General features: G+C 69.0%; 18 protein-coding genes and 1 pseudogene. 8 read left to right on the forward strand and 11 right to left on the reverse strand.

What is annotated here, in order from left to right:
* Positions 1-72: 72 nt before the first annotated feature.
* Together lrp and I7X12_RS08555 are read left to right on the forward strand one after the other, a co-directional pair.
* Positions 73-528 (forward strand): HTH-type transcriptional regulator Lrp, encoded by a 456-nt coding sequence (gene lrp, locus I7X12_RS08550; protein WP_198063406.1) that lies wholly within the window; start codon positions 73-75, stop codon positions 526-528.
* Positions 529-692: 164 nt separating this feature from the next.
* Positions 693-2,354 carry a hypothetical protein gene (locus I7X12_RS08555; RefSeq protein WP_198063407.1) on the forward strand — a complete coding sequence of 554 codons (1,662 nt, stop codon included), beginning with the start codon at positions 693-695 and terminating at the stop codon, positions 2,352-2,354.
* A 21-nt stretch (positions 2,355-2,375) separates the two neighbouring features.
* Here I7X12_RS08555 and I7X12_RS08560 read toward each other — a convergent pair whose 3' ends face one another.
* Together I7X12_RS08560 and I7X12_RS08565 are read right to left on the reverse strand one after the other, a co-directional pair.
* Positions 2,376-2,813: a hypothetical protein gene (locus I7X12_RS08560; RefSeq protein ID WP_198063408.1), complete on the reverse strand. Its 438-nt coding sequence runs from the start codon at positions 2,811-2,813 to the stop codon at positions 2,376-2,378.
* A 267-nt stretch (positions 2,814-3,080) separates the two neighbouring features.
* Positions 3,081-3,653: pseudogene (locus I7X12_RS08565) on the reverse strand (TCP-1/cpn60 chaperonin family protein); the annotation flags it as partial.
* A 421-nt stretch (positions 3,654-4,074) separates the two neighbouring features.
* On the opposite strand from I7X12_RS08565, the gene I7X12_RS08570 reads away from it, so the two are divergent.
* Together I7X12_RS08570 and I7X12_RS08575 are read left to right on the forward strand one after the other, a co-directional pair.
* Positions 4,075-6,135 (forward strand): hypothetical protein, encoded by a 2,061-nt coding sequence (locus I7X12_RS08570; protein ID WP_198063409.1) that lies wholly within the window; start codon positions 4,075-4,077, stop codon positions 6,133-6,135.
* Positions 6,136-6,138: 3 nt separating this feature from the next.
* Positions 6,139-7,227, forward strand: coding sequence for a COG1361 family protein (locus I7X12_RS08575; protein WP_198063410.1), 1,089 nt, complete (start codon positions 6,139-6,141; stop codon positions 7,225-7,227).
* A gap of 450 nt (positions 7,228-7,677) precedes the next feature.
* Here the strand turns inward: I7X12_RS08575 and I7X12_RS08580 are convergent, their stop codons facing one another.
* Positions 7,678-7,911: a hypothetical protein gene (locus I7X12_RS08580; protein WP_198063411.1), complete on the reverse strand. Its 234-nt coding sequence runs from the start codon at positions 7,909-7,911 to the stop codon at positions 7,678-7,680.
* 501 nt (positions 7,912-8,412) lie between these two features.
* Entirely contained in the window at positions 8,413-10,095 is a 1,683-nt protein-coding gene (gene thsA, locus I7X12_RS08585) for a thermosome subunit alpha (protein WP_198063825.1), read from the reverse strand.
* A gap of 231 nt (positions 10,096-10,326) precedes the next feature.
* On the opposite strand from thsA, the gene I7X12_RS08590 reads away from it, so the two are divergent.
* On the forward strand, positions 10,327-10,866 hold the full coding sequence (locus tag I7X12_RS08590; protein WP_198063412.1) for a TspO/MBR family protein: 540 nt from the start codon (positions 10,327-10,329) through the stop codon (positions 10,864-10,866).
* A 25-nt stretch (positions 10,867-10,891) separates the two neighbouring features.
* On the opposite strand, the gene I7X12_RS08595 is transcribed toward I7X12_RS08590, so the two are convergent.
* Positions 10,892-11,791, reverse strand: coding sequence for an alpha/beta fold hydrolase (locus I7X12_RS08595; protein WP_198063413.1), 900 nt, complete (start codon positions 11,789-11,791; stop codon positions 10,892-10,894).
* Positions 11,792-11,901: 110 nt separating this feature from the next.
* Here I7X12_RS08595 and I7X12_RS08600 point away from each other — a divergent pair, with 110 nt between their 5' ends.
* Positions 11,902-12,057 (forward strand): hypothetical protein, encoded by a 156-nt coding sequence (locus tag I7X12_RS08600; protein ID WP_198063414.1) that lies wholly within the window; start codon positions 11,902-11,904, stop codon positions 12,055-12,057.
* A gap of 476 nt (positions 12,058-12,533) precedes the next feature.
* On the opposite strand, the gene I7X12_RS08605 is transcribed toward I7X12_RS08600, so the two are convergent.
* The 3 genes from I7X12_RS08605 to I7X12_RS08615 form a co-directional block, all read right to left on the reverse strand.
* Positions 12,534-13,583 (reverse strand): ATP-binding protein, encoded by a 1,050-nt coding sequence (locus tag I7X12_RS08605; protein ID WP_232343119.1) that lies wholly within the window; start codon positions 13,581-13,583, stop codon positions 12,534-12,536.
* Between the two features lie 58 nt (positions 13,584-13,641).
* Positions 13,642-15,303 (reverse strand): sulfatase family protein, encoded by a 1,662-nt coding sequence (locus I7X12_RS08610; RefSeq protein WP_198063415.1) that lies wholly within the window; start codon positions 15,301-15,303, stop codon positions 13,642-13,644.
* A 114-nt stretch (positions 15,304-15,417) separates the two neighbouring features.
* On the reverse strand, positions 15,418-16,623 hold the full coding sequence (locus I7X12_RS08615) for an inorganic phosphate transporter (RefSeq protein WP_198063416.1): 1,206 nt from the start codon (positions 16,621-16,623) through the stop codon (positions 15,418-15,420).
* Positions 16,624-16,958: 335 nt separating this feature from the next.
* Here I7X12_RS08615 and I7X12_RS08620 point away from each other — a divergent pair, with 335 nt between their 5' ends.
* Complete coding sequence (locus I7X12_RS08620) at positions 16,959-19,193, forward strand: hypothetical protein (RefSeq protein ID WP_198063417.1); 2,235 nt, start codon at positions 16,959-16,961, stop codon at positions 19,191-19,193.
* An 18-nt stretch (positions 19,194-19,211) separates the two neighbouring features.
* Here the strand turns inward: I7X12_RS08620 and I7X12_RS08625 are convergent, their stop codons facing one another.
* From I7X12_RS08625 to I7X12_RS08635, 3 genes are read right to left on the reverse strand one after another with little or no spacing between them, the layout of a single operon-like run.
* A complete protein-coding gene (locus I7X12_RS08625; RefSeq protein ID WP_198063418.1) occupies positions 19,212-20,525 on the reverse strand; it encodes a DUF362 domain-containing protein in 1,314 nt (437 codons plus the stop codon).
* Positions 20,525-21,619, reverse strand: a complete 1,095-nt coding sequence (gene pdxA, locus I7X12_RS08630) for a 4-hydroxythreonine-4-phosphate dehydrogenase PdxA (protein WP_198063419.1) — start codon at positions 21,617-21,619, stop codon at positions 20,525-20,527. The genes I7X12_RS08625 and pdxA overlap by 1 nt, the downstream gene beginning before the upstream one ends.
* Position 21,620: 1 nt before the next feature.
* A complete protein-coding gene (locus tag I7X12_RS08635) occupies positions 21,621-22,874 on the reverse strand; it encodes a four-carbon acid sugar kinase family protein (protein WP_198063420.1) in 1,254 nt (417 codons plus the stop codon).
* A 135-nt stretch (positions 22,875-23,009) separates the two neighbouring features.
* On the opposite strand from I7X12_RS08635, the gene I7X12_RS08640 reads away from it, so the two are divergent.
* Complete coding sequence (locus I7X12_RS08640; protein ID WP_198063421.1) at positions 23,010-23,579, forward strand: hypothetical protein; 570 nt, start codon at positions 23,010-23,012, stop codon at positions 23,577-23,579.
* Positions 23,580-23,588: the final 9 nt, after the last annotated feature.

A 23,588-nucleotide genomic window follows, 5' to 3' on the forward strand; every position in this document is an offset into this window, starting at 1 on the left:
AAATCTTCCCCTTCGAGAGACGGAATTGCATATTCGTAAAATTCTAATGCCCCGGTGTCGTCTGTGGACGTAATGACGTACGAAAATCTGGACCGCAAGTTGGTAAATGCCCTGCTAGGTGACGGGCGCGCGAGCCTACGCAGCCTGGGCGAGGATCTGGACGTGTCTGTGACCACGGTGTCGAACCACCTCTCGGACCTGGAGGAAGACGGCATCATCGAGGGCTACACCCCGAAAGTCGACTACGACAAGCTCGGCTACGACGTGACCGCGGTCCTCCAGTTGAAGGTGGAGGGCAACGCGCTTCCGGAGGTCACCGACTCGCTGCGCGGCCACGACCAGATGATCTCCGTCTACGAGGTGACCGGCGACTACGACATCATCGCCATCGGCAAGTTCACCGACACCGACGGCATGAACGAACACATCAAGGAGCTGCTCGTCGACCCCGAGATCAAAGAGTCCAACACGAGCGTCGTGCTCAACGCCGCCTCCGAGCACGAGCAGTTCGAACTCGACACCGAGTAGCGCGACGGCGAGCGACCCCACCCGCCCGTTCGGGCGGCGTGGTCTCCATCGGGTGTGGGCCCGCGGAGACCGGCTCCGTTTTCCGCTTCCGAAACGACCGTCAGCGGCCCGTCTGACGACGGTCTGACGGGTATTCATGTGCCGTGAGTGGCCTTCTCACGGGTATGGACAGCCGGGGTTCGGCCGGTCGACCGGTCACCGTCGAGGGCGGCGGTGGCGCGGCCGACCGGGACGTCCGGGACGTGCTCGTGGGGCTGGTCGTCGGCGACGGCGCCGGCACCGACGAGTCGCTCCGCGCGGTCGCCCGCGCCGCGGGCGGGAGCGACCGCCTCGTCCCGGAACTCCTCTCGGCCCTCGGCGACGACGCGACCGCCGTCCGGATCGGCGCCGCGTGGACGCTCTGTGCGCTGGCCGACGACCAGCCCGCCGCCGTCGGCTACCTCGCCGAACAACTCGCCGCCTGGAGCGACCGCGAGGGCGGCGCCGAACCCTTCGAGGTCGGCCAGGTGCTCTCGTACCTGCGCGGGAGCTACCCCGGGCGCGTCGCCGACGCGGTCGACTCCGCCGCGGCGCTGGGCGCGCTCGACGCCGACGGCGGGCAACGGGGTGGTGACGGACGCCCTCGCGACGGCCGGTCGACCCCCGGAGCGTCGCCCGATCCGACCGGGACGGCGAGCGACGGCCCCCCTGCCGAGCGCGTCGAAACCGACGGCGGTGTCGGCGAAACGGCGGTCGCGGACCTGGGCGACGGGCGACGGATCGTTCGCCCCTCGAACCGGCGCGGCGGCGTCCACCAGCGACCCGTCGACCCAGACGGACCGCCTCGGCGGGACAGCCCCCCGGAAGCGGTCCCCGAGACGCACCCGACCCATCCCGAGTTCGACGAGAACGACGCGAAACCGGCCCGCAGAGGCCCCGAGACGCCGACGGAGCCGACCGGTACCGACGAGCGGACGCCCACCATCGGCACCGACGCGCCGGAGACGCCGGAGACGTTCGCGGCTATCGGCGCCCTGAGTACGTTCGACAGCCTCTCGGCCGTCGCCGAGGGCTGTGAGGACCGGTTCGCGACGGGGTATCGGTGTCGCGCCGTCGACGAGGACGAGGAGCGCGGCGTCGCGACGCGACTGTTCGAGCGCCCCGACGAGTGTGACCGCCTCGATTTCGCCGCCGATCTGACGAAGCGGCTGAGCCGCTGGCGGGCGCTGGCCGACGGCGAACGCGTCGTCGACCTCTTCGAGTGGGGCGACCGCCCGCGGCCGTGGGTCGCCACCCAGCCCGTCGACGAGTCGCTGGCCGACCGCGACCGCCCGCCGGTCGACGAGGCACTCGCTCAGGCCGAGCAACTGGCCGACGCGGTCGCTCACTGTCACCGCCACGGCACCGTCCACGCCGGCATCGACCCGAGGAGCGTCGTCTTCCGCGGCGACGCCCTCACCGGCCTGGAGCGGCCGATGCTCGACAACGTCGGCCTGATGCACGCCTTCCGCGAGTACTTCCAGCCCGCGAACTACCTCGACCCCCGCTTCGCCGCGCCGGAGTACTTCGACACGGACTTCGGCCGCGTCGACGCCGCGACCGACGTGTACGGCCTCGGCGCGACCTGTTACTACCTCTTCACCGGCCACCCGCCCTACAGCGGCACCTACTGCGAGATCCGCGAGGGCGTCCTCGACGGCCGCCCGCCCGCGCCCAGCGCGGTCGGTGACGCCGTTCCCGAGGAACTCGACAGCGTCCTCGGGAAAGCGATGGCGCGGGAGAAGATGAAGCGCTACGACGCCGTCGAGGGGTTCCGGAACGACCTCGACGCGGTCGGCGGCGAGTGACGGAACGATATTCGGGCGGTTTCACGGCTGCCCGTCGACCGCGGCCGCTCGGCCGCTCGGCGGGGAGTCGATCCCGAACGCCTCCGCGTAGCGCGCGGTGGCCGCGACCGCGAACGCGAGGCCGCTCAGCGTCGTCAGGAAGAACCCGTAGTACGGTGTGTACCCGCCCGGTGCCTCCAGCAACCTGACCGGTGGGTACGCGACGCAGAGGAACGCCGCGACGCACAGAACCCCCACCTCGATCCGTGGGAGGGAACGGCTCGCGCGAACGAGACCGTAGCTCAGCGGCGGCACGAGCACCAGCGCCCGACCGGGATAGAATCCGTTCAGGTCCCAGGGCGGTCGCGCTCCGAGCGTCCCGACGAGATCCTGTCCCCAGTGGAGATAGACGCCGACCGCGAGCACCGCCACCCCGAACGCGGCGGCCCGGTCGGCGAGCGAGAGCGATACATCGCGCATACTCGCGGATTGTGTCGCTTCACCATAAGCTTTCCAGCACTTGCCGAGCAGTCGCTCACCGGCCGAAAACGGAGAGAATCGCGAACTGCGGAAGCCTTGTTCGGGAGGGGCCGCAGCGGTCGAAGGCAGTACGGGAGTCGACGGGTAAGCATTCGCGCGCCGAAGGCGCGCGATTCACCGGGCGCGAACGGAGTGAGCGTCCGGCTTTTTTCCCCAAGTTTTTCGCTCGGGGGTGCTCGCGAGCACCCCCGAGCGAAAAAGTGGGTTCTACATCATGCCGCCCATGCCGCCGCCCATACCGCCCATGCCGCCGCCCATGCCGCCGGGCGCGCCGCCGGGGCCGCCGGGCGCGCCGCCGTCGTCGTCGTCGCCGCCGGTGGCGCCGCCCTTCAGGTCACCGGCCGCGATGACGTCGTCGATGCGGAGGATCATGACCGCGGCCTCGGTCGCGGACTCGACCGCCTGGGTCTTGACGCGGAGCGGCTCGACGACGCCGTCCTCGACCATGTCGACGGTGTCGCCGGTGTAGGCGTCGAGGCCGACGTTGTGGTTGCCCTTGTCGTGCTGGCTACGCAGGTCGACCAGCGAGTCGATCGGGTCGAGGCCTGCGTTCTCGGCGAGCGTTCGCGGGACGACGTCGATGGCGTCCGCGAAGGCTTCGACGGCCAGTTGCTCGCGGCCGCCGACGGAGTCGGCGAAGTCACGGAGTTCGAGGGCGAGGTGGGCCTCGGGGGCGCCGCCGCCCGGGAGGACCTGCCCGTCTTCGAGCGTGACCGAGACGACGCCGAGCGAGTCCTCGATGGCGCGCTCAACCTCGTCGGCGACGTGTTCGCGTTCTCCCTGGGATCGCGGGACACCTGGCTTGGCTTTACCGTCTCGAACGTCGTCGCGTCCGTAGTCGCGTACCTCCCGTCCGTCCGCGGGACCTGGCGCGAGGTCGACCGACCGAAGACGAGACGCCGACGGCAATCGCGGACGACTGACCCGGGCTAGCCACCCACTGAGATCTTACCGACTATCGGTCACTTACCCCATCAGGATGTCTGACCCTGGGGTGAATCTCGGATCGAAGATGGCGTCTAACCAATAGAATTCTAAATTACTATTTAGTTTGTAGTAAAGTTAAATCGAAATATATAAATTGGACAGTATTTGGATTACATTTGTGGCAAATCGGAAAACGAGGCGGTCCTTCATCAAAGGGTCCGCTATTGGAATAAGTGGGATTGCACTGGGTTCCAAGGGTGCAACGGCAGCATCTGTGAACACGGACGATTCGTTCTATCTCGGAACGAGTGGGCCTGCGGAAGTCTTCGAGAATACCAGCGACGGGTGGGAGCAAGTCGGGGAGACGATTCTCAGCGATCCGGCGACCGTCACCGACCTCGCCACCTACGAAAACACCCTGTACGCCGGCGTCAGTACGGACAACAATCAGGATAGGGGAGAAGGGCAGGTGTACGCCTACGCCGACGGGCGCTGGGAGCGAGTCGCCTCCGGCCTCCAGAACGAAGTGGCCACACTCGGAGTGTACGACGGCTCGCTCTTCGCCGGAACGTCCTACGACGACGCAACGCTCCACGAATACGATGGCTCAAATTGGTCGGAGGTCGACATCTCCGTCTCTGGTTGGTACGGATTCAGCGCCTCGTACGTCTACGACGGAAAGCTCTTCCTCGGGGATAGCCTCCACGACGTGTTCGGCTATTACGACGGGGATTCGTTCCAGGAAGAGGCCGACCAGGGTGGGAGTTGTATTTACGACTTTGCTGCCTTCGACGGCGACCTCTACGCGAGCGCGTGGAGTGGCCGGCTCTACAAACGCAACGGTGGGTCGTGGAACGAGGTGTACGACTCGGGGTACAGCGGCATCCTGGAACTCGAGCCATACGACGGCGCACTCTACCTGGGTGAAAACAACGGTGCGCTCCGTCGCTACGAATCCGGTGGCTCCTCAACGCAGATCCACTCGTTCGACGATAGCGTCGTGGCACTCCGGACGCGCGGTGGCAATCTGTACGTTGGGACTGGACACAACGCCGTCGAATACGAAGGTAGTTATCGCGACGACGGCGTGGCGACCGTCTATCAGTACGACGGGAGTTCGATGACCAAATACTCGGCGACCGATCAGTTCGGCGGTGCGGCACAGGTCCTGGTGGTCGGCGGTGAGACGAGCAGCGATCAACCCGTCGATCTCGGCCCGACGATTCAGGAGAAGCGGGACTACGCGTCGTACCTGCAGTCGACATCGGATGGCTTCATCGACGAGACGGCCGAGGCGAACGCGGCGCTCAACGAACTCCAGCGTGCCGCCTCCGCGGGAGACATCACCGGTGCGCGCGCTCGCGACGCCATCGACCGGCTCAAGCTCAGTGAGTCGATGACCGAGATGACCATTGCCGGGGCGTTGCCCGGTGAGCCACGGCCGGCCTCGGATACCCAGTTCGGCGTTCCCGGGCGCGAAACGGCACTGGAGAAGGACTACAACTTCGTAGAGCTCATGGGCAAGTCCATCATCGACGCGGTCACCAACTTCGGGTTCGCAGCGATTGGGTATTTCGAGCTACCGGTAAAACTATTAAAAGCAGTTGCGCCCGCCTCGGTGAAGTCGCTGATCCGCGTCGGCTCTGAAGGCTCGATATATAAAACCCTAAAGTGGCTCCTCGGACGCGGGCCGATCTCCGAGTCTGACTATCTGTTGAACGACCTCCTCATCAGAGTCGACGACATCGCAACAAGGTTGTATCAGATTGCAGAATCGACCAGCATAAACGCCGGGCGCCTGAGCAAGAAACGAGACGAACTTGTCGCCCCAGTCGTTGAAATAGCCTATGAATGGGTACTCAGCGCTATCTTCAACGGTGAGCCGTTCTATCCGTGGGAATCGCATCGTTCGGTTCCGAGTGCGCTCACCGAATTTACGAACAAGGTCAATCCTGACCGGACAGCTGGGATTGACATCTCCGGACCTCGTCAGTCAGCGATGGACCGTGCCGAGTACCGTCGGGGGGAGGTGGCCGCCCTCGCACAGAAGACAGATGGGTATGTCGACACCTTCCGCGGGCTGGCAGAGGCCGCAGGGCTTCTCGGGCCGATGCTCGAGATAGCCGGGTACGGCCTCGCGATATTTACAGGCGGGCTCGTCGCTCCGATAGCCACCGCGGTCGGCATAACCTTCGACATTGCTGCAGGGTTCCTCTCCGGCGGTGCTGCAATCTCTGCAGTCAACGGAATAAACGGCTTCAGAAAACAACACGACGTCGCTCTGGAGGAGATCAGGACCGGTTCCTCGCTCGACGTAACCGGAGGGGGTGCCTAACTCATGCCAAGCGAAAAAGTAATCAACTTGCTCGATACGTTCGAATCGGCGATCGATTCTGACCCAGTCGCCGCTACGGAGACGCTGGGCGAACTGACGGCGGCCTACGCGGATGCGAAGGTTGACGAAGAAATCCTGACGCGACGGGCAGCTGAGCTCTCGGGAAGCGTTTCGGAACAATCCGCGGGGGAACGCATCGAAGCACTAATGCAGGCCAGTGTGGGGACCGAAATGAGCCGCCCCGCCTTCCTCGCACATGGCGCTGCTGCCCTCGAGACGTCAGACGAGGCCGACGTCGAAACGTTGCGAGAGCAGGCCGCCCAGTTGCGAGCGAGGGAAACACAGTACCACGACGCAGCCGCGGAGGCAGAGTCGGCCGTGCACGAAGCGGACGTGCAGGGGATGCTTGAGCTCGTCTCGTTCTCTCCAGTGTCGGACACTGTCCCGAAGGGAAGCACAGTCGCGGTGACTGGGGTTCTCGTGAACGTCGGTGACGAACAGATCTCCGGCATCGAAAGTACCGTCGAGACATCAGACGGCATCGCCGTCTCGGACCGGTCCGGCCTCTCAAGCGATCTCTCCGGGGGCGCTCGCAGTGACGTGACGCTGACCGTTTCGGGGAACGCCACGGGACCCCAAGATCTCACAATCGAGTCGAGTAGCGACTCGACGATCAGCCGGACAAACCTCTCGATAACGGTCCGCGACAAACCGCAGTATCTCACCGACGCCGTCCAGATGATAGACGAACTCCTGTCGCGCATCGAGGGTGGCGATGTCCACCACGGTATCGCGAACGCGCTGTCGAAGAAACTCGAGAACGCGCGTCGCAAAGTCGTCTCCGCTCGCGACAGCGCCCGACACGGCGACGAGGATGCAGCGAACAGGGATCTTAACCCTGCTATCAATATGATCGAAGCCTTCCGAGAGCAACTGCAGAGCCTCGACGAGGGTGGCGGAAACGGGAAGGGCAAAGCCAACGGGAAGAACGGCGGCAGTGAAAAGCTCCCCCAGACTCTGCAGTTCACCCTGTCGAAGCAGTCTAAAACGTTGCTACAGGTACTAGCCAACGGCGAGCAGGCGGCCGTCTAGAGGCTGGTTCCAGAACGATTTCCCCAATTTCTTCGCGATCTCGCACGGGACGCGTGCTCTGGTTTGGTCTCCTCCACGAGGTACGACAGCGCACCCATCAGAAGTAGAATCCCCATGCCAACGCAGAGCATGCCACCCGCCACGGAGAGGATACCCACGATCTTCGTCAGTACAAGATACGTCGTGGTCGGGCCCGAGTACGAAGGATAGTGTCTATATACGAAACCCGACAAATCTTCCGGTCGTCTCACGGTTTCTTCCCACAGTACCAGCAAGGGAATCCCAAGGCCGAAGAAGCACGCCAATAGGAAGTGAGAGATCATTGTAACGAACGCAACCATGTCCTCCAGCCCTTAGCACATGACAGTTCACACTCACGATAGAACGAGCAGTTCCTATCCGGGGAACCCGCAGGAACCCCGCGAACGGCAACGCCTCGGGACACCGGTCTCAGGCGATGAGAAGCAACACCCCGAACGCGAGTAGCATGAAACCACCGCCGACGGTCAGAATTCCCATTGCGACCACGAATTTACCCAGCCAGGACGGCATCTCCATCGTGGCAGAATCGTACGCGAGCTGCCAGTCGAGGACGTCTTCCGGGCGCGTGATTGCCGCGATACCGATGTAGAACAATACTACCGCCAGTCCGATCATCGCCGCTGAAAGTAGGTTGAACGGCATCTGAATCTCGTTTTATTGCCAATCACACCCCTAAAACAATTACTTTATCGAACTGCCAGGTCAGGATTCTGGGAACAGACCAGTTCGCCCCGAGAATGTCTGTGCCGACTGGACTAGAGAATCGCCATCGCGTGACGGACGTGTGACGCACGTTCATGCGGGACAGTGTCAATGATCCGCGTCGGCGTCGGGGGCCGAACTCAGTCGCTGCTGGACCGACTGGGCTGAAGAACGGGCCGTTACTCCTCGCAAAGCGCTTCGACGATGGTCTGGTGCTGTGCCTTTCGGAGCGGTCGCTCAGCGGTCGAAAACGGCAAAAATCGTGAACTTCGAGATCGGATTCGGGAGGGGTTCGCGACGGTCGGAATCGATGCGGCGGTCGACGGGCTGTGTCGGCGCGAGCGGGTGCAACCGCTTCGCCTCGCGGGTCATCCGAGGCGGCAGAGCCGCCTCTTCTTCCCCGCTCGGCAGTTCGGAGCGCTTCGCTCGCGCTCAGCGCTCCTACATCATGCCGCCCATGCCGCCGCCCATGCCGCCCATGCCGCCGCCCATGCCGCCGGGCGCGCCGCCGGGGCCGCCGGGGCCGCCGGCGTCGTCGTCGCCGGTGTCCGTGCCGCCGCCCTTCAGGTCGCCCGCGGCGATCACGTCGTCGATGCGGAGGATCATGACCGCGGCCTCGGTCGCGCTCTCGACGGCCTGGGTCTTGACGCGGAGCGGCTCGACGACGCCGTCCTCGACCATGTCGACGGTGTCGCCGGAGTAGGCGTCCAGACCGACCTGGTGGTTACCGGAGTCGTGCTGGGAACGCAGGTCGACCAGCGAGTCGATCGGGTCGAGGCCGGCGTTCTCGGCGAGCGTGCGCGGGACGACGTCGATGGCGTCGGCGAACGCCTCGACGGCGAGCTGCTCGCGGCCGCCGACGGAGTCGGCGAAGTCGCGCAGCTCCAGCGCGAGGTGGGCCTCCGGGGCGCCGCCGCCGGGGAGGACCTGCCCGTCTTCGAGGGTCACGGAGACGACACCGAGGGAGTCCTCGATGGCGCGCTCGACCTCGTCTGCGACGTGCTCGGTGCCGCCGCGGAGGATCATCGTGACGGCCTTGGCGTCCTCGACGTCCTCGACGAAGATGCGCTCGTCGCCGGCGACGTCCTTCTGGGCGACGCTGCCCGCGAAGCCCAGATCGTCTTCGGTGATGTCGTCGATGTTGGAGACGATGCGGGCGCCCGTGGAGCGCGAGAGCGCCTTCATGTCGGACTTCTTCGCGCGGCGGACGGCCAGAATGCCCTCCTGGGCGAGGTAGTGCTGGGCCATGTCGTCGATGCCCTTCTGGCAGATGACGACGTCGGCGCCGGCGTCGGCGAGTTTGTCGACGTACTCCTTGAGCTGTTCCTCTTCCTGGTCGAGGAACTGCTGGAGCTGGTCGGGGTCGGTGACGTTGACCTCGGTGTCGAGCTCGGTCTCGGGCACCTCGATAGCGGTGTCGAGCAGCGCCACGTCGGCGTCCTCGACGGCGTAGGGCATGTTCTCGTGGACGCGCTCCTTGTCGATCATGACGCCCTCGACGAGCTCGGACTCGTCGATGGAGCCGCCGACGACGGTCTCGAGCTGGATGTTGTCCGTGTCGACGCCCTCGTCGTCCGCGACGGACTGGACCGCGTCGACGACGAGCGAGGAGAGGGTGTCCTTGGCGTTCTCGGCGCCCTTGCCGGTCATGGCGGTGGCGGCGATGGACTCCAGAATCTCCGTGTCGTCGGCGTCGACGTCGATGGCGATGTCCTCGAGGGCTTCCTTGGCCTTCTCGGCGGCCTGGCGGTAGCCCTGCGCGAGGATCGTGGCGTGGATGTCCTGGTCGAGGAGGTCCTCGGCCTTGCCCAGCAGCTCACCGGAGATGACGACGGCCGTCGTGGTGCCGTCGCCGACCTCGTCCTCCTGGGTCTGGGCGACCTCGACGATCATGTTGGCCGCGGGGTGCTCGATGTCCATCTCCTCGAGGATGGTCACGCCGTCGTTGGTGACGACGACCCCGCCGGAGTCGTCGACCAGCATCTTGTCCATCCCCTTCGGACCGAGTGTGGTCCGTACGGACTCCGCCACGGCCTTCCCGGCCGTGATGTTCATGGACTGTGCGTCCTTGCCCGAGGTGCGCTGGGAGTCCTCGGACATGATGATGAGGGGCTGGTTACCCATCTGCTGAGCCATAGTCAAGAGAGAGGTTGATTGCGATTCTATATAAAAGTAACGGAGGATCGCGTCGTTGGTGTCGCTGGGCGGCCGAGGATAGTGTGTGAAATGGTATCAAAGACGTATTTATATACGATCGTCGGGTGAGAACGGGTGCCAACGGGCGGAACCGGCGGCGGGCACGAGTCCGGTCGGTGCCGGGGGAGTACATTTGTCCGTCGGGAGCGTACGGATCGCATGGTCGAGACACGGACGATCGGATCCGGGGGATGGGGGCGCGAGCGCGTGCTGACGATAGTCGCGGGCGTGCTGCTCGTCAACCTCGTCGGCGCGGCGCCGGCGGTGCTGTCCGGGCCGGGGTCGCCGTGGTTCCAGGCGCTGGCGAAGCCGGCGATCTACCCGCCGCCGTGGGTGTTCGGCGTCGTCTGGACGGCGCTGTTCACGCTGCTGGGCGTCGCCGTCGCGCTCGTGTGGCTGACCGACGGGCGCGGAACCGGCGGTCCGAATACGGACGGGAACGGCTGGACCGCCCGACGAGTCGCGCTGGCGGCGTTCGTTGGTCAGATGGTCCTCAACGTCGCCTGGACGCCCGCGTTCTTCGCCGCGGAGAACCTGCTCGCCGGGCTCGTCGTGATCGTCGCGCTGTGGCCTGCGGTAGTCGCGACCATCTGGGCCTTCGACCGCGTCGACCGCCGGGCGGCCGCGCTGCTCGTGCCGTATCTCGCCTGGGTGACCTTCGCGGCGCTGTTGAACTACCGGTTCCTGGCGCTGAACTGAGGACCGTCGAGACTCGGCGGGGCGGTCACTCGCCGGCCCCGTCCTTCAGGTGCCCGACCAGCGCGTCGTTGACTCGTTCGGGCTCCTCGTCGTGGACCCAGTGGGAGGCCCAGGGGACCCGTTCGAGGTGGCCGTCGGTGCAGTAGCCGACGCTCTCGGCGGCCATCTCGGGGAGCAGGGCCACGTCCTCGTCGCCCCAGACGACGAGGGTGGGCGCTTCGACGGTCTCGCGGGGCGGGTCGTCGCGGCGGCGCAGGAGGGCGCGGTACCAGTTGACGGCGCCGCGGATCGCCCCCTGTCGGCGCCAGGCGTCGCGGTAGTGGGCGAGGTCGTCGTCGGAGAACGCGCCGGGGTTGGCGCTGGCCTCCAGCATGTCGGTCACGCCGCGGGCGTCGCCGCGCCCGAGAACGGCCTCGGGCACGACCGGCAACTGGAAGAAGAGCATGTACCAGCTGCGGGCGAGCTGGCGAGGGTTCGTCATGACCGTGTGGCGCATCACGCTCGGATGGGGGACGTTGACGATACCGAGGTGGTCGACGCGCCGGGGGTGGCGCAGCGCCAGGTCCCAGGCGACCGCGGCGCCCCAGTCGTGGCCGACCACGTGGGCGTCGTCGCGGTTCTCGGCCTCGATCAGTTCGGCCACGTCGCCGGAGAGCTCGCGCATCCGGTAGTCGTCCAGGTCGCGGGGCTTCTCGCTGAGGTTGTAGCCGCGCTGGTCCGGGACGACGACGTAGTAGCCGGCGTCGACCAGCGCGGGGATCTGGTGGCGCCAGCCGTACCAGAAGTCGGGGAACCCGTGCAGCAGGACGACCATCGGGTTCGAGGGGTCGCCGGCCGTGACGACGTGCAGGTCGACGCCGTTGACGGTGTGGCGCGTCGACTGCGCGGATGCGAGGTCGAGCAGGCTCGCGTCGGTGGCGGTCATACCCGGACGTGCGTCCGGCAGGCCCCTGTAGATTCTGGTGAGGTGACCGGTCCGCTCCCCGCGCAGGGGTCGCCGCGCGATTTATTCCCGCCCGTCGCGTCCGCTCCAATATGGCCTACACCTGCCAGTGCGGGGCGACCCTGCGGTACAAACAGGACCTCGTCAAGGAGCAGGGCGAGGTGTACCCGACCTGGAAGTGCCGGGACTGTCTGAGCGAGGTTCCCGGCGTCCACGCCGAGCGGATCAAGCATCGGCACCCGTCGTAGGAGTCGATTTTGTCGAGAGGAGTCACTGCACCGTACCGCTCTCGTGATCGGGGCCGCGAACAGCGTGAAAGCCCCGGCCGTCTCGACTCCCGCGCCTCGCTGTCGTTCGAGAGAGCGAAGCTCTCTCGTGATGACGAAAGACGCCGGCGGCGTCTTTCGAACCACGCTCCTCGGTCGTTACACTCCCTGCGGTGCTTGCTTCGGCGGGGTTCGTCGAGACGGCCGCCCCTTTCATTCCCGCCCGCGTAGCTTGGCCGGTCAGTCTGTACGGGTGGGAATGAAAGGGGCCGCTATTTCCGGGAAGACGGGCGAAGCAAGCACTGGAACGAGCGGAGCGAGTGAAGCGCGCAGCGAGCCCCTCGACCGGAAATAGCGGGGGCTTTCACGCTGTTTGCGGTGAGGTTACCGGTTGTGGTCGCTCAAGCAGCGGTCTTGCTGTTCTCTACAGCCCCCTCAGGAACAGACCGACCACGTACTCATCGGCCCATCCCGAAGCGGCGATGCCGGAGTTCGGGGGTGATCTGGATGCGGTCGATCTCCTGACCGGTGCGATACCAGACGAACGCCGCACGGGTGAACAGTTCCCGACACTCGATGCGGACCTCGCGGGGGATGCCCTCGCTGCGCTCGTGGATATCGCGGATCGCCGCCTCGGTGAACAGCTCGACGGGCTGGTCCTCGTAGGGCTCGTCGCGGAAGTAGGCGAACGAACGGGCGACGTACTCGGCGATGTCCTCGGGGGCGAACGGCTCGATGCCCTCGTAGTAGCGCAGCCGCGAGTCCAGGGTCCCCCGGAGGTCGGCGACGCGCTCTTTGCCCTCGGGCGTGCCCATCAGGAACAGGCGCACGCCCATGTCGCCGGCCACCTGTAGCGTCGAGAGGATGTCGGGGGGCAGCACCTCGATCTCGTCGACGACCAGGAGGAGTGTCTTGCCGTCGGCGCGCACGTCCTCGACGAGGTCGCGGGCGGCCTCCTTGGCGTCCTCGGTGGCCCAGGGGACGCCGTCGCGGGTCTGCCAGTAGTCCCGGTCTTCGACCTCGTACCCCGCCGATTCCGCCGTGGTCTGGACGGTCGCGTACAGTTTCCGAGGTGTCGTCTCGCGTGGATTGTCCAGCGCGGCGACGACGAAGTCGTCGTGTTCGCCGAGGTCGCGGCGGACGATCTCGCGGAAGGCGGTCTTGCCGGTGCCGTAGTGGCTGACCAGACCGATGTGTTGCTCCTGGAGGAGCCAGCCGGTCACCTGGTTGAGCATCTCGGTGTCGTGGCGGACGTACAGCGGTTCGGGCATCCGGTCGGTGCCCGCCTCCTCGGTGAACGGCAGGTCCGCGACGGTGTCGGGGTCGCCGCCGAGCGCGCAGCCGAACGATAGCAGACGCTCCTCGACCTCGGCGAGCTGGTCGAGGAGCACACCCCGAGAGCGGTCGCCGTCGTCGTCCAGCGCCCGGATCTTCTCGACGAGGTCGCCGACGGTCTCGGTGTCGCCCGCGCGGCCCTCGGCCGTCGGCCGGTCCGTGTCGTCTGTCATGCTGTTCGGTCGATCGACGGAGAGTTGGCCGCCCAGTCGGATAGCTTTTCTGACGCGCTCACGCCGAGACGGTGAAGACGCCGACCCGCTCGTCGCTCTCGGCGAAGCCGTAGCGGACGGCCTTCGCGCGCACGGTGGTTTCGCCCTCGGGCAGGTCGACCGGACCGGTGTACAGCCGCCAGCGCGGCTCGGTGCCGTCCTCGTCGACGGTCTCGTCGGCGAACGCGTAGCACGTCGACGCGCCCTGGGTGGCGCAGTACAGCGAGAGGGTCGCCGGCCCGTCGAGTTCCAGCCCGGCCGTCCTGGCCGTTCGCTCGTCGTGGGTCGGAGCGTTGACGACGAACCGCGGGGCGGCGGTCTCGGGCTGGTCCGTCCCGCCGTAGCGCTCTCGGACCATCTCCGCCTCGGCGACGTCACCGGCGTCGCCGACCCGCTCGCGCCAGTCGTCCAACGCCCCGCGCATCCGGTCCAGTACGTCGGCGTACTCGGGGTCGTCGGCCAGGTCGTCGACCTCGTGGGGGTCGGCCCGCAGGTCGTACAGCTCTTCGGCGGGCCGATTCGTGTCGAACCACCGCTCGGCCCCCTCCAGGTCGCCCTCGCGTGCCCGGTCGAGGATCTCCCGCATGACCGGGTGGCGATTCCGGTAGGGGATCCACTGGCGGTAGGGCGTCCCGGGCCGGTAGTGGCGGACGTACTTGAACCGGTGGTCGCGGACGGCTCGCACCATGTCGTACGATTCGTCGTAGCGGTCCCTGGCCGCGAAGACGTACGCGCGGTCGTCGGCGTTCGGGCCGAAAAAGCGGCGGCCACCGACGTACTGCGGCACGTCGAGGCCGCAGGCGTCGAGCATCGTCGGGCCCAGATCCACCATGCTGACGAGGCGGTCGTCGACGCTCCCCGCGTCGATCTCGCCGGGCCAGCGGACGATCAGGGGGACGTGGATCCCCCCGTCGTAGAGCCAGCGCTTGCTGCGAGGGAGCCCCTCGCCGTGGTCGCTCCAGAGCACGACGATGGTGTCTTCGGCCAGCCCGTCGGCCTCCAGTCGGTCGAGCACGTCGCCGACCCACGCGTCCGAGCGAGCGATATTGTCGTACTGACGGGCGATTGCGAGCCGGGTCGTCTGGGTGTCGGGGAGGTACGGGGGGACCTCGACCGCGTCGGGGTCCGTCTCGGGGTCGGCGACCGCCCCGCCGAACTGGTCGTCGGTCCCCGGTTCGGTGGGGTCCCACTGGCCGCTCTCGTGGGTGACGCCGTTGGTGACCATCGCGAAGAACGGCTGGTCGGACTCGCGGGCGTCGTCGCGCCAGCCGGCGCCCGACCCGTGGTGGTCCCACATCGTCGCGGGCGTGCCGAACTGGTAGTCGGCCTTCGAGTCGAGCGTGGTGTAGTAGCCCGCCCGCCGGAACAGTTCGGGGACCGCCGTCACGTAGTGGGGCGGGACGGCCTCGTAGGGCGTCGGAAGCCCGGGCGCGTCGTCGCTGGTGTGAGTCGTCCGCATGTGCTGGGTGCCGATGGCGTTCTGATGGCAGCCGGTCATCACCGCGGAGCGACTGGGGGCACAGACCGGCGCGGTCGAGAAGGCGTTTGGGTAGCGCCGCCCGTCGGCCGCGAGCCCGTCGATCGCGGGCGTTCGAGCGAGATCGTCGCCGTAACACCCCAGGCGCGGTGTCGTGTCTTCCATCGCGATCCAGAGAACGTTCGGCCGGTCGGCCTCGGGCATACCCCACGAGCGGTCGCCGCGGCCCTAAGTGTTGTCGCGTGGTCGGTCGGCGAACGCGGAATTCGCCGACGCTCCCCGGGTCGGGACCGTCGCGACGGACGCACCGTCTCGGCGTCAGCCGCCCAGGACCGCCGCGAACACCCGGTACAGTCCGAACCCGACGGCGATCGAGGAGACGAGCGTGATGACCCAGAACGCCAGCGTCACGCCGATCTTCCGGCGGGAGACGCCCGCGGACCCGCCCGCCAGGCCGCCGCCGATGACGCCGGAGATGATGATGTTGTTGAACGAGATCGGGATCCCCAGCGCGATGGCCAGCTGAGCGATGATAAAGCCGGGAACGAGCGCGGCGATCGACCGGCGGATGCCCAGCGAGGCGTACTCGCGGGAGGTCGCCTGCAGCAGGCGCGGTGCGCCCATCCACGCCCCGCCGAGGATGCCGACAGCCCCGATGGCGAGCAGGACGATGCCCGGCAGGTTGAGTTGGGCGCTGTAGAGGTTCTCCAGGGGACCGGTGGCAAGCCCGACCTGACTCCCGCCGCTGGAGAAGGCGACGACGCTGCCGAGGACGACGAGGAACGTCCGGATCCCCTTGTCGACGGAGTCCTGCGTCCGCTGTCGGATGAACTGAAAGCTCAGCACGGCGAACGCGACCGTCACGACGGCGACCATCGGGTCGACGCCGGCGACGGGCGACAGGTCGACGATGTCCGCACCGAGCCCGGCCAGGGAGTTCTGCGTGGCGTCGGGGCCGGAGGGGATGACGCTCAGCTGGACGTTGGCGACGATGGCGCCGACGACGGCCGCCAGCAGGGGGACGCCGACGGTCTCGGGGATGTCGTCCCGGCGGAGCACCGTCGCGGTCAGGTAGGCGAGTCCACCCGAAACGGGGGGCACGAGCACCCAGAACGTCGCGATCCGGCGGTAGGTGTCGAAGGCGGGGTCGCCGCCCAGCGAGAGGCCGACCCCGACCATCGCGCCCGTCGTCGCGAAGGCGGCGGGGACGGGATAGCCGGAGTAGACTCCGAAGGCCATGAACGCGGTGGCGGTGAGCAGACCGGCCGTGGCGGCCTGCGACGTGATGACGACGCCGTCGATGAGGCCCGCGCCGACGGTCTCGGAGATGGACCCTCCTTGCGTGAGCGCGCCGGCGGCGGCGAGGATGCCGATGAGGAAGGCCGCCCGCATCGTCGAGATGGCGTTGGCGCCGATGGCGGGGGCGAACGGTGGGGAGTTGCTGTTGGCGCCCAGCGCCCACGCGGTGCCGAGGCTCACCAGCGTCGCGAGGACGACCAGCGCCCAGGAGCCGACGGCGACCACGCTACGACCCCCCGTCGACGCCGGACGGCCACTCGTCGACCGCGGACGACCACTCGTCCGCGCCGCACGGCCCGCTATCGGCGGGACGTCCCCCATCGTCGACGCGCGACTCGAACATGGGCGACACGTTGTATCGGCCGGCGAATAAACGTTCGCGCCGCGGGGGGGTCGGGCCGGTCGACGGACGTCGCGACCGACGGGCCTCGGGCGCGTCACAAGGCATTTCCGCCGACGCCCGAATACCCGGCAATGCGATTCTCGGATGGGGTTGGACCGAGCCGACGGGCGGTGAGGCGTCGACCGTCGACGGCCGGGCAGGTTCGGACGGTGAGACGGTGACGGGGGAACGACCGACCGGCGAGGGCTCGGAGCGGTCGCCGGGGGGCGGCCCCGCCGTGACTCGCCGGACGCTGCTGGGGTCGATCGCCGCCGGGGCTGCGCTGGCCGGCTGTGGCGCCTTCGAGCGCGGTGCCGACGGGACGACCACGCCGGTGGCCGACGACCGCGCCCGCGAGCTGGCCGAGCGGTTCGCGCCCGCGCTCTACTTCGACGCCGCCGAGCGGTGGTTCCCGACCGACCCCCGCCCGTACGAGCGCGAGCGCGACGGCGAGACGGTCGTCGACGGCTTCGCGGCGCTCGACGGCTACACCGACCGGTTCGACCCCGAGTCCCCGCCCGACCCCGCGGTCTTCTACAACGCCGTCGCCTACGAGGACTCCCCGCTGGCGGTCGTCCAGTACTGGTTCTACGGCGCCTTCGACCAGTTCACGACGAACTTCCACTGGCACGACTGGGAGGTGTTGCACGTCTACGTCGACACCGAGACCGGTGATCCACAGCTCTACGTCGCCAGCTCCCACTCGCGGTCGGTGCCGAACAACGAGTACCTCGACCCAGACCCCGACCGGCGGCCGGCGGTCCTCTCTGAGCTGGGCTCCCATTCCAGCGCGCTGTCGACCAACGACGCCGTCGACGAGTTCCAGCGCTTCTCGGTCGAGGATCTGCTCGCCGACATCACCAACAGCGCCATCGAGGGGATCGAGGACGTAGCGGAACTCCCGCTGGCCTACGGGCTCCCCCGCGACGAGGGCGGCCGACTCCCGTTCGTCGTCCCCGAACTCGACGGCGCCCCGATCTACGAACACGATCGGCTCCCTTCCGTCGAGCGGTCGGATCTGCTCCCGCCCGAACACACGATCCGGTCGTACGACGCGCTGTCGACGCCGCCCGGCGAGGTGCCCGAGCGCTCGACCGGCCTCGTGTTCGGGCCCGAGACCGAGGCCGACGTCCCGGGTCCCGCCGCCGACCCGGACGTGCCCTACGACCTCGCGCCGACCGCCGACCTCGAACACCTCGCGGCCTTTACCGGCCCGCAACTGAGCTTCGAGTTCGCGGTCCCGCAGGCCGTCGAGGACGCCGTCGCCAGCCACCTCACGGCGCCCGAGGCCCCCTGGGAGCAACCCCGCTACGAGAACCCCGCGAACGACATCTCCGACCCGACCCACCGGCGGGCGCTCGCCGACCGCTACGACGCCGTCGGCGACCCCGCACCGGTCAACACGCTGCTCGCGCGGGCCGTCGAGGCGGTGCCCGACCCCGACGCTCCCGACGGGAAGGGCGTGACCACCACCGAGTCCCGCGTCGAAGCGGTCGCGCTCGTCGAGAGCGACCCCGTCGCAGTCCCGACCTTCGGCGGCGTCGCCGCCGTGACCGACCTGCCCGCCGGCGAGCACCGACTCACCGTCAACGGCGCCGGTCTCGCGCCCCACAGCGAGACGGTCAGCGTGGGGGACGCGGCCACCGAGACCGCGACGACCGGGAGCGACGAGGTCGCCGCCTCCGGAACCGACGGGGCCGCCCCACCGGGTGTGACGCTGGCGGGCGCCGACGGTTCGGTCGCACTGGTCGCCCGCGAAGACGCGACGAAACTCGCCGTCGACCCGGCCGACAGCGAGGCGGAGCTGACGGACCTCGCCGTCGAAGACGACTTCGGGGGACGGCTCTACGACGCCCCGCTGTCCGGGTCCGACGCCGTCTACGTCCACCGCGGGGGCGCCTACACGGCGGAGGTCAGGGACGCCGACGACGCCGTCGGCGCCGTCCGGGTGGTCCCCGACGCCGCGGACGGGACCGACGAACGGGTCGGCGTCGAGGGCCCCGAGACCGGGAAGGCCTCGCTGGCTCGCTACGTCGCCGAAGTCGCCGCCGAGACCCGCGACGAAGTGGCCGCCGAACTCGACGACGACAGCGACGGCGACGACGATGCGCCGGGCAACGGCAACGGCGGCGGGAACGACGGCGGCGCGCCCGGCAACTCCCTGCGCGGGTTCGTCCAGGTCCTCGAAGCCATCGCCGATGGCGCCCGGAGAGCCGCCGAACAGGCGGAATCGGGCAACGGAGAGGGCGCCGACGCGCGGATCGACGCCGTCGCGATGCGGCTCGCGCGGGCGACCGAGCGGCTCGAAGCCGCTCGCGACGGCCTGCCGCCCGGCCTCGCCGACGCCGCCGAGAACCGCTTCGCACAGCTCGACCGGCGCGCGAAACAGGCCAGACGCTCCGAGAAGCTCTGAACCGGCCGCTGACCGCGGTCAGCGGTAGGGGTCCGCGGCCAGCGTCCGGTCGGACAGGTCCAGCGGTTCGAGCGGCCCGACGGTCACGTCGTCCCGCTCGCGCAGTTCGGCTGCGACCGGCTCGGAGACGACCAGCGAGTCGGGGTCCATCGTACTCGGAACGCGCGCGATCCGCAGCTCGGCGGGGTCGGCGACGCCCGTGGTCGAGGCGGCGAGCAGGAGTGCGGTCGCGTCGTCGGGCACCACGAACGGGAGCTTCGCTCGCCGGGGCTCGCCGCTGGTGACGATGTTCACGTAGGTGTCCGCGAAGTCCACGTCCGCGACGAGATCCCGGTGGACGAAGTCCGCCAGGCCGACCCCGAGGGCGTTGCCGTGGGAGGGGTCGGTCAGCGAGCGGGCGTAGACGCGAGTGATCGACGGCTCGTCGGGCTCGGCTTCGCCGTGGAAGTCGTAGCGGCCGAGGACGTTCGTGTCCATCCCGGTTCCGGACTTGTCCTTGCCCATCTCGTCGACGACCAGCAGGTCCAGGTCGTCGACGGGGAGCGTGGCGAGGTGCTCGCGAGCGAGCGCGAGCAGTTCGGGTTCGCGGTCGAGGACGGCGGCCGCCTCGACCCCCTCGATCCGCGCGGCGCGGTGGTGGGCGTTCTCGACGAGTGCGACCCCGCCGAGGATCGGCGCCTCGCGGCGCAACACCTCGTAGCGGTCGGCGATCACGTCGGAAAAGTCCGTGGCGATAGCGGCGTTGTGCAGCGATTCCGCGCCGCGGTGCTTGCCGAGGCCGACCACGGCCATCTTCGCCAGCCCGCTCTCCACGTCGCCCCTGAAGTCGGTGTGTGGCTTGACGCGGTTGGCCAGCAGGACCGCGTCCGCGTCGAGGGCGTCGACGGCGGCGTAGACGGGCCGACCCAGGTCGTCCTCGCCGACGGCCTCGACGGCCATCGACGAGCGGATCGGACAGCCGAGCGTCTCCTCGGTGATCCCCAGCGCCGCGAGCGTCTCCCGTTGCCCGTCGGCGGTCGCGCCGCCGTGGCTCCCCATCGCCGGGACCACGAACGGCTCGAACCCCCGCTCGGCCAGCCGGTCGACCGCCGCGGCGAGGACCGACGGCATCTCCTCGATCCCGCGACTGCCGGCGGTGACCGCGACCGACGACCCGGCGTCGAGGCCGTCGAATCCATCGATCGCGTCGACCGCTTCGCGAGCGGCCGCCGCCACGTTGGCGACGGTCTCGGGGTCGCGCTCGCGGCGCGCGACGGCGAACCGAGGGAGGTCGTCGACGGTGTGGTCGTTGGTCTCCGCGAGCGCCTCCGCGTCGGGGAACTCGATCTCCATCAGTCGCTCCCCGCGTCCGGAGCCGAGGAGTCGTCGGGGTCGGGGGCGCCCTCGCGGCGCGCGCGGTTGCGGGCGATCCGGGCGGCCAGGTCGACCGCGTCGACCATGCTGGCCTCGCTGGCGCACCCCTCGCCGGCGATGTCGAAGGCGGTGCCGTGGTCGACGCTCGTGCGGACGATCGGCAGGCCGACGGTGACGTTGACGCCGGAGACGGCGTCGTCGCTGGCGAACCCGAGCATCTTGATCGGGATGTGGCCCTGGTCGTGGTACATCGCGACGACGCAGTCGGAGGCGCCGCCCGCGGCCTGTGCGAAGACGGTGTCGGGCGATTCGGGGCCGTGTACGTCCAGTCCGTCCGCCTGGGCGTCCTCGACGGCTGGCTCGATCTCGCTGCCCTCGGCGATACCGAGGATACCGCCGTCGCTGGCGTGGGGGTTGAGCCCCGCGACGGCGATGGTCGGGTCGTCGATGCCCAGGTCGCGCAGCCCCTCGTGGGTCACGTCGATAGTCGTCCGGACACGGCCGCGACACACGCGGTTGCACGCCTCGGTCAGCGGGACGTGCGTGCTGACGTGCGTGACGATCAGGTCCGCGTCGACGCTCCCGTCGGCGTCGTCGGAGAGCCCCTCGACGAGCATCATCGCGTACTCGTCGGTATCGGTGTAGTCGGCGAGCATCCCCGTGTGGCCGGCGTGGGTGCTGCCGGCACAGCGGGTCGCCTGCTTGTTGATCGGCGCGGTCGCGATGGCGTCGACGGCCCCGTCGGTCGCCAGCTCGATGGCGCGCTCGACGTATTCGAGGCTGGCCGCGCCGTAGTCCTCGCGGACCTCGCCGTAGGTCAGGGCGTCGGCGTCGACGTTGTCCAGGTCGAGCACCGGGATCGTTCCGGGGTCCGCACTCGCCGCGTTCGGCGAGTCGACGCGCTCGACGGTCAGGTCGCTGTCGCAGATATCGACGGCCGCGGCCAGTACGTCGGCGTCGCCGACGACGAGCGGCGTCGCGGCGTCGCACAGGCTCGGGTACGCTTCGACGACCACCTCGGCGCCGACGCCGGCGGGGTCGCCCATCGTCACGGCGACGGTCGGTCGCTCCATGCTACCGACCCACCGCGTCCAGACAGTTGAGGATGGCCCTTTCCGTTCCGAAGCCGCCGGCCTTCGTGACCACCCGCGTCCCCGCCGCCGGCCCGGTCGCGACCCGACCCTCGGGGACGCCCGCGGCGACCGACTCGCCGGAAAGGCGGATCTCCTCGGCCGCCAGCGCGTCGAGGACCGCCCCCGCCACGTCGCCGCCCGTGAGAACGAGTCCGGCCGGCGGAGACGCGTCGACGGTCGCCCGCGCGGCCGCCGCGAGCGCCCCGGCGACCCGGTCGGCGGCCGCCACCGCTCCGTTCAGGCGCTCGGCCGCTCGCTCGGCCGCGGCCACGTCCTCGCGGCCGGTCGCGGCCGTGAGGACCGCCCGCCCGCGCCAGTCGAGCAGCGCCGAGAGCGACTCGGCGGCCGCGCGGCCCGCCGCCGCCGGGTCGCCGACGGCCGCGGCGGGATCGAGCGCGACGACCGCCTCGTCGTCGACCGCCGCCAGCTGGTCGAGCGTTCGCTCGTTGACGCTCCCGACGACGCCGAGGACGCCCGACCGACGGGGGTCGACCGACACGCCGGACGGCGCACCGGCCTCGCCCGGCACGGCCACCTGCGCCGCGAGCCCGCCGCTCCCCACGTAGAGCGGGGCCGTCTCGAGCGACGCCGCGCCGGCCGCGATCGCGCCGAGGTGCTCGTCGGTACGGGCGTCACAGACCACGAGCGTCGGCCGCCTGCCCGCGGCGCCGTCGGTCAGGCGCTCGGCGACGGCCGCCGGGCCCGCCTCGACGGTGGCGATGTCGAGGCGCACGACGGGGGACTCCGAAGCGGCGAAGTACTCGCCGAGGTCCGACTCGCCGACGCCGTAGCCCGCGTCGGCCAGCGGCGTCCCGTCGACGAGGTGGCGGCCGTCCTCCGTGGTCCGGCCGGTCGCCGGGAACGCCGGCGCGACGACCGCCAGATCCGCGCCGGTCGCCGCCAGGGCCGCGTCGACTTCGGCGACGACGTTCCCGCGCAGCGTGGAGTCCACCTTCTTGTACACCAGGTCGGCGGGCTCGGTCTCGACCGCACGGGCGACCGCCGTCGCGGCCGTCTCGGGGTCGGCGTCGCGACCGTCGGTGTCGACGACGAGCACGTCGGCGTCGGGTCCGCGGTCGGCGCCGTCGGTGTCGACCGACCGGCGAACTCGGACGCCCCGACCGCGTTCGGCGAAGCCGTGGCCCGTATCCATCGCTCCGGTGAGGTCGTCGGCGACGACCAGCGCGTTTCGCATTGCTTCCGGTTCCGCTCGCTCGGACTTAATACCGCCCGGCTGGCCCGCTCACGGCACCTCCCTCTCGCCCCCCGCATTCGACCGTCGTCGGGATGCAGTCCGGTGACTTATGCGACTGTCACCCCAACCACCCCCGTGACAGATCCCGATCCAGCGGTCGTCGACGAGATCGTACGCGAAGGGGCGACGGCGGGACCGCGCGACGTGATCGAGCGGGTCGAGCGCGCCCACGAGGGCCGCGGCGTGGAACGGGCGACCGTCGGGGCCTACGCCGGGGCGCTGGCCGACCGCGACGACTACGCCTTCGACGCCGAGGCGTTTCTGGAAGGGGTCGACGCCGAGACGACCGACGCCGACCGGTGGACCGGCGGCGTCTACTACGCCGTCGGCGACGGCCGGATCAGCCTGTTCCCGGCGGCGTGGCACGACGCGCTCGGCGGCTCGACCGACGTCACCGAGTACGTCGCGTTCGTGCAGGACGAAGAGCCCGCCTATCTGGAGGACCTGGACCGCGGCGGCCCGGGCGAGGGCGTGCCACAGCGAGCGGTCGTCGAGGCGCTGACGCTTCTGGGCGGCGTCGACCGGGGGTCCGCTCGCGGGCTGATCGCCCAGGCACGCGAGGAGGGCGACGTCGTCGAGGACGCCGACCAGAACCCCGACGCCGACGTCTACCTCGCCGACCGCGTCTCCGAGGACACGGCGTAGCGACGGGTC

The sequence above is a fragment of the Halosimplex litoreum genome, assembly GCF_016065055.1.
Taxonomy (GTDB): domain Archaea; phylum Halobacteriota; class Halobacteria; order Halobacteriales; family Haloarculaceae; genus Halosimplex; species Halosimplex litoreum.